The sequence below is a fragment of the Paenibacillus algorifonticola genome (assembly GCF_000971975.1).
Classification (GTDB): Bacteria; Bacillota; Bacilli; order Paenibacillales; family Paenibacillaceae; genus Pristimantibacillus; species Pristimantibacillus algorifonticola.
The window spans coordinates 1-16,703 of the sequence record NZ_LAQO01000055.1; the positions used below are offsets into that span (position 1 = coordinate 1).

Consider the following 16,703-nt stretch of genomic DNA (forward strand, 5'->3'; position numbering starts at 1 on the left):
TGCATCATAAACGTTTCGTGTCACAATGATGTTGTACGGGTCCTTGACCGTCACCAGACGGTTCAGCTTGTCGTACGCATAGGTCATGCGATGGCCATTGGCATTCGCTTCGGCTATTTTGTTGCCTGCCAAGTCATAGCTGAAGGTAGCCTTATGCCCTTCCCCATCCGTAACGGCCGCTACGCGGTTAAGCTCATCATAGGCGTACTTCGTCACATAGCCGCGCTCATTCGTTTCTTCCGCTACATTCCCATTTTCATCATACGCAAAACGTTTGACCGCATCCTGTCCATTCACCTTGCGGCTCGTCTGCACCAAGCGGTTCATCGCATCATACGTATGCGTGGTCGTGTATTGGCTTCTTCCCGCCGTATCGGTCGGCGCATAGCCAAACGCACGTGGATCGATTTCCTGAATCACATTGCCGAGCACATCATATACGTATCCCGTTATGATTTGCAGCTTACCCGGGTTTTCCTTATCTTGCAGAAGCTCCGTATGAGCCGAGCTATCTAAATACATATGCTCCGCATCGACCAGCTTCATGCTTTGCGTCACTCTGTCCTGACTGTCGTACACAAAACGTTCTACATCATAAACCGATGTATCACGAAGCGTTGCCGTTTCCGTCACATTGCCGTTCTTATCATATTCATGAACCGTCAATGCCCCGCTGTTATCCGATTCGCTTTTCAACAAGTTATTGCTGTAATAGGCATAGGTTCTCTCGCGTAAAAAAGCTTCATCCTTCGAGCTGCTGAGGCTCTCTTTAATTAAATTGCCAGCGGCATCGTAAGCATAGCTCTCAACTGCATACACGATATTGCCGCTGCTGTCTTGCTCCAACGGCGATTTCTTTTCCATTAGCTTCTTATTCGCATCGTAGGCATACAGCGAAATGCTGCCTCGCTTATCTTTGAGCGATACCAGATTGCCTGCAAGATCGTATTTAGACTCCGTGCGCTGAAGCAGCGCATCCGTCACCAGCTTCACTTGCCCAAAAGCATTGTAGGCTGTCGTCGTCTTATGACCAAGCTGATTCGTCTCCGCAGTTACACGTCCCAGTTTGTCGTATTCGTAAGATGTCACTCCGCCATCGGCATAGGTTATCGAGCGAACTAAGCGGTCTGGATAATAGGCATATGCCGTCACCATACCTCTGGCATCCGTCGATTTCGTTACATTTCCAAGCACATCATAAACAAACGTAGTCGAATGCTGCAAAGCGTCCGTCTGCTTGATCAATTGGCCGAGACCATCATAAACATAGCTCATGCCCAGAGATGCTGCTATGTCTCCTGTATACTGCAAGCCATCTACCGTTTTGCTTATTCGACCGTTCACATCGTAGGCGATGTATTCCATCCCCTTACCTTCTGGTGAGGTCGTAGAGGTAAGTCGATTCATCGCATCATACGTATACGATAGTCCCTTCATGGACTTGACCGTGCCATCACGATCCATAGAAGCCGTATACTGATTCGGCAAAATCTCCTTGATGACATTGCCATTCGCATCATATAGATAACGGGTAACAGCTTCCGTTCCATCCGCTGCCGGCAGCTTTTTGCGAATGACTCGATCCAGCTCATCATAGTCATAGCGAGTAAGCAGACCGAGTGGATTTTTTTCTTCAACTAAATTGCCCTTCTCATCATAGGTATAAGTGGTTGCTGCTCCAAGCGGATCGATTCGCTTCACGACGCGGTTATCCAAGTCGTAAGTCAGCTTGGTTACATAGCCCTTCGGATCTGTCTGGCTCACAACATTGCCGGACTTGTCGTAGCTATAAACCGTTGTCGCCAGCACGCGATCGTAGTAGGCATCATCGACCGCGGCATCTGCAAGCTCAGCTTGCACTAGCTCATCCATTTTCACCAATAGCGACTCCGAAAGCATGCGGGATTGAACATCATACGCATAACGCGTGATGTCGTAATCGCCGCTCGCTACCTTCATCCGCTTCAGCGTCATATTGCCAGCCTCGTCATACTGCTGCAGCGTTTCTCGGCCATTTGGTCCGCTAACGCTAAGCACGCGCCCCGCTTTATCGTAGCTATTCGTGATTTTATCACCGGCAGCTGCCTTGGTTCCTTCTGCCCCAGATTTCGGCTGTTTATAGCTGAAGGTTTCACTGCTGAGCAGGCGATTCGCTTCATCATATTGATGCTCCGTCAGCTTATATTGAGTTGAGGTCGAATTAGACGAGATATAAGCTTGCTCAGCCACTAGATTACTGCTGGAATCATAGCGATAATAAGAGGCTTGGCCTGCCTGATCCACCTTCTCGATTAATTCACCTTTAGCAGAATACGACATGCTTTCCACTGTTCCATCCGGATGCTCAATCTGGTAAGGCTTCTCAAACACATTGTTCTTTACGGTCGTCACATTGCCGTTCTGATCCTTCTTGCTAACGAGCGTCTTGCCCGTAAGGTCGTAATTGTAGCTTTCCTTGCTTCCATCCGGATAGGCCTTCTCCTTCAACAGCCCATTTAAATAATAGCTGTACGACGTTTTACGCCCCAAGGCGTCCGTTTCCGAGATGACATTTCCCAAAGCATCATACACATATTGGCTGGTGTAATGAGTTGTACCTTTGCTCGCATTGTCCGCACCAGTCTGAGCAGAAATGACAGCAATGACTCTATCATTGGCATCATATTGATAGGCCGTTCCATTCGATTGCGATGGATTTGCGGCTGTATAGCCTTCGCCTTTCACATCCTTAATGACGTTGCCGCGCTCATCGTATTGCTTAAACATCACGACCTCTTTGACTTTTCCGTCAAATGAGCTGGCGGTTGTCATACGATTCAGCGCATCATATTCATAAAGCGTTCCCGGCGCTTCATCCAGAGCCCAGGCAGAATATCTGCCGTCGCTTTCTTTGACAACCTTGCCATTTGCATCATAAGCATACCGGCTTCGATTGCCGAGAGCATCGCTCTTCGTTGCCATACGGCCAAGCCCATCATAAGTCATCGTTTGCGTAAGGTCAGTTCCTTGGACCGTTAGTGTTTCTGTTAAAAGCTGACCAAGCTTGTCATAGCGATACACGGTACGTTTTCCATTGGCCTTGCCGCCGAAAGGCTCGACCTTCTCAATAACCTGATTGCGGTAATTATACGTAAATAATATCGTATCGTAGCCGTCTCCACTCCATACCTGCTGCTTAATGACATTGCCAGCAAGATCCCTGTCATACAGCATGCGATAGCTTCCATGCTCTTCCGTCTTGCTGCCATTTTTCTCTTTAAAAATGCCTTCTTCCTTCGTCACCTGACCAGCAAAATTATAGGTAAACAGCTGCTGCTTAAAGCTGGTTTCAGCTGCATCCGTATAATAAGTCCCGGTAAGCTTGTTGCCGTTAAGATCATAGGCGTACTTAACATGTGCTGTTCTCGAGCCATCAAGCTTGGCGTATTCATCGGTCACCCGATTCATCGCATCGTAGGTGTAGCTTACATCGCTAGCTACGGCATTTGCCGTTCCCGTTAATTTGCCCATTCTCGTTCGAATCGGGTTTCCCGCTAAATCATAATCATGGCGGGTATACGTATAATCCGCTTCACCCTTTGTATAAATTCGTTGCTCTGCTACGCGTCCAAGAGCATCATAAATAACCTCAGTAACCTTTTTCCCCGGATCTTGCTGGAGCTTTAATTGATCAAGCGCATTGTAGGCATATGAAGTCTCATTGCCTAATGCATCCTTCTTCTCGATTAACCGCCCCATATTATCGTAGCTGTACGCTGTCAAACCGTTTTTGCCATCGGTTTCACGCAGCAAATTGCCCATAAAATCATATTCATAGCTAGTTGTATACACCTGCTTATGATCTGGCGTCGTTTCTACCTTAACTGGACGATTTAATAGATCATAATAGAACGTAGTTGAATAGCCCTCCTCATTCGTCAAAATAACGATAAGCGGGGCAGCGCTATTGCCCGTGTACTTATATTGAAGCGTTAGCTCCCCTTTATTGACCTTATCCTGTTCATAAGAGGAACGTTTAGTAAGGCGGTAATTACTATCATATTCAAGGCGGAAGCTATTGCCATTCGCATCGACTTCCTTCGTTTTCAATCCGAGAGCATCGTACTCATAAGCTTGCAAAACAAGCCACTCTCCGCTATCCTCTACAGCCGCTTTGAGCAAATTACCCATGATGTCATATTCATATTGGAATCGATTTTTATTCGGATCAGTATATTGAATGCTTAAATTAGCATAAGGATTTTCGACATAGCTGTAGCCTTTTACGCCCTTATCCGGCTCAATAGATTGAGTAACCCGTCCCAGCTTGTCATAGGTATAGCTTGTTTTCTCCTTATTAGGATTAACGTCAAGCTTACGGTTGCCCGTATTAAAGTCATACGCATACGATTTGGCTACAATCTCTCCGTCTGCGCTGCCATATTGTTTGGTTACATAGGCACCCTTCATATCCAAGCCGTTCGCATCCACACCATATTCGAACTGGGTTACGAAGCTTTGTCCGCCTGCGCTTGATGCCTGGCGCGTCATATTGCCGTACGAGTCATATTGATAGTCCGTCACGGTCCAGCTATCCTCTGACTGAGCATTCATCTTCGTTTCCCTTGTCACGTTTCCTTTCGTATCGATCGCATACAGAATTTGACTTACCGAATTTTTATCCTTCTTCCATGTCTTTGATGCCAACACATGAAACTTGTCATAAGCATACGCATAAACAACCAAATGATCATTGTTTACGGGATAGCCCTGACTATCGCGCTCTGCTTCCGGCCCGGTATAATTCGTTAAGTTACCATATTCGTCGTACCGGTAGTTTTCGATGCGCTTTACAGGAGTGTCATTCGATTGACTATTGGTTGTCTGGTAAATCAACGTTTCCTGCTTTTTCACCAGCTTCAGCTCGTCGCGCTCGCTCGATACGACCTCCTTGTGGTCCTTCCCGGTATTTTCGGTTAAAATCAGCTGATGCAAGCCATCAAAGGTATATTTCATTTTATTGCCAATCGCATCGGTCGTTTCCGTATAATAGCGAAACTTATCCTTCAAATACGTATTGTCATTTGGATTGTAATTATCGACTTTATAGCCGTCAGCCTCGTTCGTATAGCTGTATACCGTTTTATTTTTCACCTCGGTGGTGAAACGATCCTCGAACTTGGCTTTGGATGCATCGTAATCCTTCTTGATCAGCTCGCGCTTCTCAAAAATTTTACGGTACTGCATGCTGCCTTCGCTAAGGCCCTTCGTAAACGTATTATAGATGTAGCGAGTGATATGATTGGTAGGAACATAATCCACCTGCATTAAATTTTCATAGCGATTGTAGACGCCATAATTGGTGCCATTTACAAACGTAAAGCCAAGATCTGGCTGCTCATACCAAAAATGATATTTCGGGCTGCCGTCCACATCAAATACGCGCTGCAGCCTTGTCCGCACTACATGCTTGGAATCATTGACCAGCACAGCCGATTTGTCATACACCAGCTTATTGTCTCCAGGCAGGTTTACGATAACCTGAAACTGCCCTTGCAGGTCGCCGGAATCCACATTATTCGGATTTTGCGTCGCTTTGTAGGTTTCATTTTTCCCATACGTCGGGTTCGTGATTGCTCCTACTTTAAATTGATCATTTTCTTTATAATCAATGGTCGTTATACGGCCAACGGTATCGACGATTTTGGATATCAATTTTTTATGCGTCGTTTTGCCATCTACCGTATAATCTAGTATCTTGTGCTGGAACGTAATCGTATTGCCGTAACGATCAACAATACCGAGAATCGCGCCATCTAAGGCAAAATATGTTTTCTTGCCTTCCTTATCGGTCATCACATATTTGGAGCTGCCATCCGTTTGCCCATTATTAAACTCCGTCGTTTCACGAATGACAACATCTTTTACCGTCTGACCTTCCGGCAGCATGACGGGATGTCCATCTTGCGAAGCATTTTTCAAACGGTAAATATCGCCGCTCTCGGTATGTAGAAATTTATGGCTCGTACCATCTTCATTTTTGCGAATTTCCATGCCAGGGAACGAGAAACGCATCCCAATCCCCAGATTATAGCGATCCTCATAAAAAGAAAAGGATTCATCGACTGGCTCCACATAGTCTACCCATGCGCCATTTACATATTTTACATTAATTTGCTGCACATTGGAAATGCCGCTTTGATAAATCCGTTTAATTTCCAAATTCAAACCATTGCGCCCAGGGAGCACATAATCGGTCTGTGTTAAACTCAGCTCTCCGCTTTGCGGATTGATGTATTCGGCACTTTTATTGTTGTTCAAATAAACAGGGGACAGCATTGTATTGTAATTTTTCTGCGGTCCTATTAAGTTGTTCATCTGCTCTTCCAATGTTTCCGCATAGGCTAATGGAGCAGGAAGCATAGATATAAATAATATAAATAAGGACGTCTTAAGCCAACGTTTCACCCTTGCACCTCCAAGAAGTTTAACTGCATTTGTGGATTGCTATTATTGTGGAAACGATTAATTGTATTTGTCTGTGTACGCTTTCGCCATAATAGCTTCATCAGAGGTACCTGCTTTTTTCTTCGTTATGACCGACTCCGGGGTTAATCCGAGCTTCTGAGCTAGTACAAAGGCTTCTGCAACCTGCTGCTCTGAAAACTTCCCTTTTTGAACATATTTGCCCAGCTGCTCCTTCGTTATTTGCAGACGTGGCAAGCTGAGAGAGCCATTCAATATATCAAAAGCTGCTGAAATCTCCTGCCAGCTTTTGTTCGCCTCAAGCTTTTCCTTCAATATATCTTCCATCGCTGTTCCGGATACAAAAGAAATCGTATCTGCAATCATAATGTCATCTGAGCTAAGCTTGGGATTGCTCATCCATTGCTCCAGCTCATCTGCCCCGAATGCTCTGGGAACGAAAGCTTTATGGCTGGAATGATACCGTTTCATAATGGTCTCCCAATCATTCCCCTTCGAGCGTTCTAAAGCTAGCTGCTCCAAATCTTGCATTTTCCCATAGTTTTGGTATAAAAACTCGTAAGCAATAAGCAAATCAGGCAAGCTGCTGCCTGCTGCTGCCAGACGGTCAAGCTCCTTTTGGAATTTCTCATCCACTTGCAGCGTCTTCACCATGCTTTCATAGTTAGCAAGGTTGCGAGCATAAGCGGCCCCATCCGCTTCTTTGATTTGATCCAATGCCGTTTGCGATAGCGACAGGGTCGCAGCATTTTGAAAGGTTTTATTTGTATTGACTGTCGTTTTTTGATCAGTCAAAGCATTTTTCGCAAGCACGCTTCCAAGTTGCAGTACCGTGCCAAGTGCAAGCACGACAACTAAGGATTTTGTCCTTTTATTAAATTTATATTTCATCGGTAGTCCGCCTTTACGGTCGATTTGGGTTAATGGCCTCTATTTCCTTCATGACATCAGCCGCTGGATTTCCAGGCTTAATATCCTCTATAACAGGCAACGGAACATCCGGTAAAATGTTTTCACCCTTGCTGTCTTTTACATCTATGGATGCTGCCGTCCCCTGCGTCGTTGTCGTCAAATTATCTTTTATACGAGTGTTGTTCTTCTGAATCTGCTCCAGCAGCGCAAGCTCAATGCCAGACATCGTAATCATTTCATGGGAAGGGCTGCTCATCCGCTTCTCATCTCTTGCTTTTATATAAGCTTCTTGATCGGATATATATAGGTTCAAATCCAACTCCAATTGCAAAGCGATTAAATATTCATCCAATACCGCTTCCGCGCTGCCAACTTTATCTTCCAGCAAAAGCATAAAATAAACAGCGTCAGCAACGTTGAACTGCTGAAGCAGCTTCTCATAGCGCTCCTGCTGGTCTTCCTCTTTCTTGTCTATGCTTGCAGTGGGAACTTGAGCAGCAGGGGCAGGCTGATTGCCGCCCCCCAGCTCTTTCAGTTGAAATTGCAGTCTTTCTGCAAGCATTTTCGCTTCTAGAATATCCTCATTCTGAAAGCCTTGAGCCTGGAGCTTGCTTGTCACTTCATCCATTCCTGACTCTGCTAGCAGCCCGCTGCGTTTGCTCCGATCCTCGTCGTTTCCTACAAGCTTGGTTAACTTCAACTGCTCCAGCACTTCATTCCAAGAAAGTCCCGTGTCTTTCAGCTTTATAATTTCCTCTGTCGTAACACCTGTCATATTGGAAATATCCGCGGCCATCATGCTGTCGCTCTTCATTTCAACGGCAGCTTCTTCTTTATTTGGATTTATTAAATTGTTATCCAGCAGCAATACAAAGGTTTCCGTGATTAACGCGATGACAATAACAATCGCTACCCATTTGTAATGCTTTTTTAGAAAATGCCTCACATGCTCAGCTCCATTTCCGTTTCCTGTTAAACCTTTACGTCAATCGTCGTTTGACCTGTCATTTTAGATTTGAAGATAATCGTCGTCACTTCACCCGACCAGGATGTGCCCGGCACAATGTTTTGGCTTTTCTTATAGGTGATGCGCCCCGGTGTGTAGGTAACTTCCAGATTAGAGCCTGCTATTTTGCCGGATTGCGTGTCCCGTGCTGGCGTGAAATCATACAAATCTACGACCTCCAGCGCCGATGCATCATACGTAACGACATACGTTAACTCGCTGAAATCCTGCACATTGCTCCCCAGCAGCGACAAATCAAACGTCTTCCCTTTTACCCCATTGACGATATACGAGGGACTCGTTGTGCTCTTCACAATCGCCGGGCTCCATACCGTCACGCCTGCTTCGTTCTTCGCACGCACCCGGTACGTATGGGAGGTACCGGACTCCAAGCCTGTATCCGTATAGGTTGTTGATGTTTCCGTTGATGCTACGGTCTGACCATCCACTTCAATGTCGTAACCGCTCGCTCCCTCTACCTGATCCCAGCGCAGCTCGATGCTGTTGTTGTTCGCTACCGCTTCCACTTCAATACTGGCTTGAAGGGAATCCGGCAGGGTGGACAACGACAACACGGCGATCCAGTTCGCTGGTGTCCCTTCTTGTTTCAAACGGATCTTGTACGTATGAAATTCATTTGCCTTGAGGCCACCATGATGGTAAATCGTGTCCAGCCCGTTATCCGTTAGGACACCGTCCACTTCCACCTCATAGTGCGCATCCATTGCTACCGTTTCCCACGATACGGTGATCGATCGATTCGTCACAACAGCCGCTACATTCGTTAGGGCCAAATCCGATGCTTGTTGATTAGGTAGAGCTGTGAGGGTGACTTTGCTGCCCCACTCACTATGACCGCTTATGTTCACCGCACGAACCCGGTAAGCGTAAGCTTTATTCGGAACTAGCCCCGTGTGTGTGTATTGATTAGTTGTTACGTTCATAATCGTAGAACCATCAATCTCGATCTCATAGCTTTCCGCATGCGGTACTTTATACCATGTCAGCGTGTTGCCATCCGCTTCGGCTGTAGCGATGAGATTCGTTGGTATGGCAGGCTTTTCAGGATGCGTGACCGTTTCGAGCGGCTCGCTCCACGCGCTTTTGCCTCCTGCATTCGTCGCTCTTATGCGGTACGTATGCGGACTTAGCGCCTCCAGCTTCTTATGAAGATAGCTCGTGCGATTGGCATTATCCAAAATCAAGCCGTCTACCTCAATTTCATAACCCGTTGCTCCTGCAACTGCTTCCCAGCTCACCGCCATTTCATGTATCGACGGCTCTGCTGTTAAAGTGATTGGCTTTTGTGGAGGATAGGGCAGCGTTTGCGAAGTAATCAAGGCGCTCCATTCGCTGATCCCACCTGTGTTTTTCGCTCGTATCCGGTACGTATGCTGCGTTTCTGGCTCAAGCCCCGCATGTACATAGCGGAGTACGCTTCCGGCTTCTATAACAACACCGTCCACTTCAATGTCATAGCTATCTGCTCGCGCTACGATTCCCCAGGTAATCGTCTGCTCCTTCTGGGATGGTGCAACCTGAATCTCTAGTGGAGCCGTCGGCGGGTCCGGCAGCGTAAAGGCTACTAGCTGCGGACTCCAGCTTCCCGCTCCACTCCCGTTTTTCACTCGCACCCGATATGTATGTCTCGTATTCGGAGTGAGCGAGCTATGGAGATACGTGTTCGAGGCACCATTATTAATGACCGCTCCATCGACTTCAATCTCATACGTTACGGTGCCGCCCGTTGTGGGCCATGATATCCGCAAGTAGCGCTGCGAGGCTTCCGGCGTTAGTACGGCTGGCGGACTTGCCAGGGTTTCTCCGTTCCTCGTGCTGCTCCAACCTGTTTCCTCTCCTAGCGCATTTTTGGCTTTTGTCTGGTAAACGAGCGTTGTATTGGATGTTAATCCAGTGACTCGTATTTTTTTGTTCGTCGGGGTAAACCATACGGCCGTGCTGCTTAATCCTCCTGAACCATTCACATACTGAGATCCAGCTTTCAACTGGTACTGTGTTCCAGCCGGATTTCCATCTTGAAACGTGACCTCAAGACTGCTTTCATTTGCTTGTCCTAGCACGAGAGATGGGCTTTGCGCCTTCGTTTGAACGCTTTTCGTTTGTGATCCAATATGTCCTACTGCATCTCTTGCTTCGAACTTTACGGTGTAATTCGTATTCGGGATAAGACTCGTCGCGGTATGCGTACCTGCGGCCAGCCAGTCCGTTGCGCTTGTCCCTATCGTGAAACGATGTGGCAGAGCATGCAAACCTGATACCGTATCCGTTGCTGTACCTGTTACTTGGATAGTCGTATCCGTTGCTGTTGCCTGGAATATGCCAACTGCTGGGGCATTCTTATCCACTTGGAAAGCTACCGTATCCTGAATCGTTTGTGCCCCATCGTTAACTGTAAATTTCATCGTATGCATGCCCTCACTCAAAGTCTGAACATTGAGTGCATTAAAGTTTACTTGCTGGGCCGTTGCTGTATTAGAGATGACTTTTGTATCTCTTGGCGTGCTCTCTGCATCTATAAAGTATGAAAGGCTAAGATTACCGCTTGCTGAGCCCATCACGCTTACAGTTGGAATAAAAGATTGCAGATCACTAACCATTTGACCGGAAGTAGGTGTCAAAATGCTTTGTTTCATAACCGTTTGAATAGTGAAAAGAGGGCTATAGGCATATTCTCCCCACATACCGCTATCATTCGCCGAAATTCTAACCATTGCTTGGGTCGAAGGCCTGTATCTATTTAAATTTAATAGATACTCTCCTTCATAATTGGACTGCCAAGCTGGCACGGTCTCGACATCATCCCACGAATATCCACCATCAAGCGAAATTTCAATTTTCACTGTACTGGGAGTTATCGTTAACAAAGGCTGAACCTTCCATTTCAAAAGCATATTCTCTTTATGAACCTCGTTATTTCGAGGATTACTTATCAATACAGGATCATTAGCTGGTTTATAGGTTTTATATACATGTATGGAGCCTATATTTTGACCGAAGCAACCTACTTTTGTTATCTTGATATCCCTAGCAGCACCTCCAGGAACACCTTCTATATCCAAAAAAGGTTCATTATAAAAACCTTTCAATATAACATATGATCCTCCAAATATTGTCGGGGCGAAGCTTATTTCGTATCCGCATCCTAATGGTAAATTGTTTTTATTGCTTGTAAATTCAAGCCTCGTATGATAAACCCCGTACCGAGAATGATTAATGTCAAAAATCAAGTTCTCTTTTCCATCCAAGTAGGAACCAGGGACATTGGAAGAATAAAAGTCTTCTTCGCCAAAATTATGACTTGCCACGTACGACCAGTTAGGGTTTTTAAGCCCATTATCCGGAGTAATGCTTGCTGCTAAAACACTAGCATTTTGCCCTATAAGCGTTATTAAGAAAAAATATAAGGTTAGTACTGTAATTTTTCTCATTGAAATGTCCCCCACATATGCTATTCCACGATATAAGTAATTTTTGAGTAGTCATTTGTTTTCGCCAGAAACTCAATGCTGTTCACTATCGTTTTGTCGGCATTAATAACCTCAAACACGATTTCTCCAGGTACGAATTTTCGTACAATCATATTGGTACCTTGAATTAAACCAGTACCCAGCTCTATTTCTGGCGTCATTCCACTGAGATCTAGAACTTCCACTTCAGAAGGCTGATAGGTTACCGTAATGGTTCTCTGTGTGACGCCCTGCTTCTTAGGAGCAGCAACGACTACATTGAACTTATTGTCTTTGCCTGGGTTAACAATAATTTCAGGTATCGTATTTTTCTCTACTTTTTCAGACCATTCGCTAGAACTGTTCCCCGAATGGGATCTAACCCGATAAACATGTCGTGTATTGGATTTCAGCCCCTGATGAACATAGCTGACCCCTGAAATACCTTCAATAAGTACCCCATCGACTTCAAGGTCATAGCTTGCCGCTCCTGTCACAGAAGTCCATTCGACGGTAATTTGATTTGTCTTTGCTACAGTAGAGATGATTTCCGGGACCCCTGCCGAGCTTATAGCTGTGACCGCTTGACTCCACTCTCCTAGGGCGCTGCCCGATTTTGCTCTCACTCGATACACATGCTTTGATCCCGGTGCAAGCTGTGAGTGCACATATCGAGTCAGATTGCCGTTATCTACGACTCTTCCATCTACTTCAACGTCATAACCATTAGCTCCGACTACACTGTCCCACTCTATGGAAATACTCGTACTTGCAAAGAGAACTTTATGAATAACAGGAATACCCAGCCCCGTACTTGCTCTAACCGTGTCACTCCAATCACCTGTCAAATCATTATTTTTCGCCCTTACGCGGTAAACATGCAGAGAATTGGGCGCTAGACCTGAGTGTGTATAGCTAGTCCCCGTTGCAACCTCTATTAGCATGCCATCAACAGCAATTTCATAGCTTGTAGCTCCACTGACACTATCCCAGGAAATCGTAATCGCATCATTTGTTGATGCCGCCTTAACATTTTGTACTTTACCAAGTGATGTTGCTTGTGTAATGATCTCGCTCCAAGGGCCATTTCCCCCTGCATTTCTAGCTCTAATGCGGTAGGTATGCTCCGTAAACGGCAGCAAATCTTTATGCACATACGTTAAATTCAAGCCATTATTCACAATCAGCCCGTCCACTTCAATATCATAGCCAACTGCCCCTATTACTTGATCCCAAGTTACGGTGATGGCTGTGCCCGTAGCTGTAGCACGTATATTAGACGGTACTCCTGAAAGTGTTGTACGTGTAACGGAATGGCTCCATTGTCCAATAATGTCATTATTTTTGGCGCGTACTCGGTACGTATGCTCACCGTTCTGCTCTAAATTGGAATGCAAATAACTTGTATTCAAGCCATTATCTAAAACATTTCCATCCACCTCGATGTCGTAGCCGGTTGCCCCCCGAGCTTCATCCCACTCCACTGCAATGCTGGAACTGGCAGCCACAGCATGCAAATTTTCTGGGACAGAAGGCAATGTAATTGCCGTTACTTTCTCGCTCCAATTACTTGCTCCATTACTGTTTTTCGAACGTATTCGGTACGTATGCGTTGTATTAGGCTCTAACTGATCATGCAAATATTCCGTTCCGGCAATATTGCTTATAACTGCGCCATCCACCTCAAGATCATAGAAGTCCGCTCCAGAAATAGAATCCCAAGAAACAAAAATAGATTTATCCGTTGCTGTTGTATTCAGCACACCAGATGTTCCTGGAAGCGTAGATTTCACCAGTATCGGGCTCCATTGCCCCGGGCCGCTTGTATTAACCGCTCTTATTCGATAGGTTCGCTGAATGTTTGAATTAAGATTTTCTTCAAAATAGCGATTCACGTTGCCAATGTTAACGACCGTATTGTAGGTTTCCACCTCGTAGCCAGTAGCACCTCTCACATTCTCCCAAGTCAAGGTTACGGAATCGCTTGTCGATTGCAGCTTAATATCCTCGGGTACATCCGGCAAAGTCCAAACTTCCGATACAGAAGACCATTCGCCTTTCAAATCACCGCTAGTCGCTCTGACTCTGTAATAATGCACCGTGCCTGATGGCAGCGGTTCATGAATAAATTCATTATTAATGCCCATTGGATAAATGCTTCCATCCGCTTCAACCTCATACCCATCTGCATTAAATGCAGTAGTCCAACCGACCTTCACCGCATTTTCAGATGGAATAGTCTGAATGGCGGGAGTAGCAAACGGAGATAGCTGACTAGCTGGCACAACCTCTTTTGCTCCAGAAGCACTTTGCCATGATAAAATGGCTTTTGGTGAACCATTACGACTAGCGTATTCCATTTGAATGTCAACCTTTTGACCAGCTTCTAATGCAATAGAGCCAGTAAATGATTTATTTCCTTGCGCTGCCCACTCATCAATAATTAGAGTCCCATTAACAAATAGTCTTACTCCGCCATTAACATCAGCCTCAAACGTATAGTTCTCAGCATAATAAGGCTGAATTTGTCCAGACCATCTGACAGAAAACCGTCCATCATTTAGACCTGTTGAAGAAACGGGAGCCTTGCCTTGCAAAGCAGGCTGCTCCAGCACCGTCGTTTTTTCACCATCCAAATTTTCCTCTGTAAAATATTCCGCCTTTAACCCTGCCGCTATATATTTAAGCTTCGTTTCCCCCTCAGTACCAACACCGATATTAATAATTGGTTTTTGATTAGCAGTAATGCCTCCTCCGATGGCAACGATGCCTCCGGTCTCGATATTTAAGTGATTGTTGACATGCATATCTCCTTGAATAAATAAATCTCCACGTTTCACAGAAATATTGGCTTGCTGATTATTGGAAACCAAGCTGCCAACAACCATTTCCTCATCAATATTCATATTTACATTCGTATTGATATGAAGACTTCCGGGCACAATGACTCTTCCCGCTTGTACATGAAGCAGGCCGCTATTATAAGTAAGGCTTCCAGCTATGAAATGATTTTCAATCGTAACGTTAGAATTATTATTCAAGTGCAGGGAACCTTTAACCCACAGATTTCCTCCCATTGTCCGTGTGGAATCATTAGGTTTTTTAATATCAATAGTCAGCTCAGTGTTCGCATTCATGCTTCCATTGACAACCAAAGTTCCATAAACCGTAATGGTCAGCTTATTGTTCGTATTAATACCCTCTGCAATGACATAAACCGGTTTCGTAGGAGAGCCCAATGTCAATGAGGAATCTAAATTTAAATGCCCCACCGTCACAGCCACCATATCGCTGCTGCTGTTATTGATTGCTGCCTCCAGACCTGTGGCACTGCAGTTATTGCAGGAAATAAATGAAGGATTGGATGCCGCCAGTTTGCTTTCCAATGACGCCATTTCTGCATTCATATAGCGGCTAATTTCCGGATTTAAATCGCCTACCCGGATAAAGGGAAGTGCATTATGCTCATTATTTTGATTGCCGGAAATAATAATTTTATTGCCCTGAAGCTTATTTTGCTCCGCTGGATTTCCAATTTGCGGCTTAGGAATCGTTTGAATGGCAGGCTCTAGGGATTTAATTTCAATATACTGAATAGCGGTTGTATCTTCATTGCTGCCCGCATTGAGCGTCAGTTTCCCGTCAGCAATGACAACCCCCTTCTGAAAAGTCACTTGTCCACCAGCTGGCAGCTCGGTATTCTCCCAAAAAGTGTTGCCCTCAACATAAAGTGTATTATTGCTTTCATATACAGAGTTGCCAACACTGACCTTCACGTTATACCTGCCATTCGGCAGCTCAATCTCCCATTCACCGCCTTCTTGCACTTGAATAGAAGAGTTTAGAAGCGGAGCATCGTAGGTGCTTCCCGTAACAGTAGACTGCGTATGATTCATATTCCAACCATAGAAGTATCCATTGTGTGGACCATACTCATCCCCATGGTCGGCTAAATACCCATCTGCCGCTAAAGCATTGGCCGCTTTAAACTGAATATTAACGCCTCGAAATGCAGAAGCAGCCTCCGTGGAATCGCTCCAGATGGAAGGCAAGAACAATTGAATAATTAAAGATAAACATAATACTCTTATTACACCTTGCTTCATTTGACTAAAATACATTTGAATATCCCCCTCTATTAAGAAAAACCTCTGGCGGCGTCCTTTCTATTAGACGCCATCGTTTTGGCAAAACGTATAGAGAAAGTATGAGAAAATTCATATACTTTCCTATACGTCAAGCGTAAACGGCTGTCGCCGCCCTCTGGCGGCAAAGCTACCGTTTCGCGGGTGAAATATAAGCCGTTTATAAGTGTGAAACTTATAAATTCTTATATTTGAATAAAAAAAGGCCCATTTACTTTTGGCGGCCCGGCTGTCATACGGTAACCATAATTATGGCTTTCCGTGAAGACCCGTGGCTTTGCGTCCCTGTCTTTCGATCAGGTTTGCCTTTTTCAATTTCAATGGGCTTGTTGATTCTTAAATCTACCTTTCAAGTCGTTTCCGTGAAGACCCGCGGCTTTGTGTCCCCGCCTTTCGAATGAGTCTGCCTCCAGTTCAATCGACTCAATAGTTCTTTGTACTTAGTATATCGGTTGGATATTTGAAATTTTATACTACATAAGTCACAAAAATAAATATTTTTATTTATCATGTCATTCCTCATTAACAATGCATCCCTTATATTTAGGAAATTCTAATCATATACCCCCAATTAATCCTATTTGGACTCACAATAATCTTCCTATTCATCTGCTATGTATATCCTTAGTCTTACTATCAACAAAAAAATGCCCAACCCGCAAATCCACGGGCTGGACATCTACCTTCATAATTAAGTTTACTTTAATA

5 protein-coding genes and 1 riboswitch are annotated in these 16,703 nt (G+C 45.1%); all 5 genes read right to left on the bottom strand.

Annotated elements, in window-relative coordinates:
- On the bottom strand, positions 1-6,447 hold a 6,447-nt coding region (locus tag WH37_RS31535), incomplete at its 3' end, for an RHS repeat protein (RefSeq protein WP_046234633.1).
- 57 nt (positions 6,448-6,504) lie between these two features.
- Positions 6,505-7,356 (bottom strand): hypothetical protein, encoded by an 852-nt coding sequence (locus tag WH37_RS31540; protein WP_046234634.1) that lies wholly within the window; start codon positions 7,354-7,356, stop codon positions 6,505-6,507.
- A gap of 13 nt (positions 7,357-7,369) precedes the next feature.
- Positions 7,370-8,323, bottom strand: coding sequence for a hypothetical protein (locus WH37_RS31545; protein ID WP_046234635.1), 954 nt, complete (start codon positions 8,321-8,323; stop codon positions 7,370-7,372).
- A 26-nt stretch (positions 8,324-8,349) separates the two neighbouring features.
- Positions 8,350-11,268, bottom strand: coding sequence for a fibronectin type III domain-containing protein (locus WH37_RS31550; protein WP_143088710.1), 2,919 nt, complete (start codon positions 11,266-11,268; stop codon positions 8,350-8,352).
- Positions 11,269-11,852: 584 nt separating this feature from the next.
- Positions 11,853-15,971, bottom strand: coding sequence for a fibronectin type III domain-containing protein (locus WH37_RS31555; protein ID WP_046234637.1), 4,119 nt, complete (start codon positions 15,969-15,971; stop codon positions 11,853-11,855).
- A 240-nt stretch (positions 15,972-16,211) separates the two neighbouring features.
- A riboswitch (cyclic di-GMP riboswitch) is annotated at positions 16,212-16,312 on the bottom strand.
- Positions 16,313-16,703 lie beyond the last annotated feature (391 nt).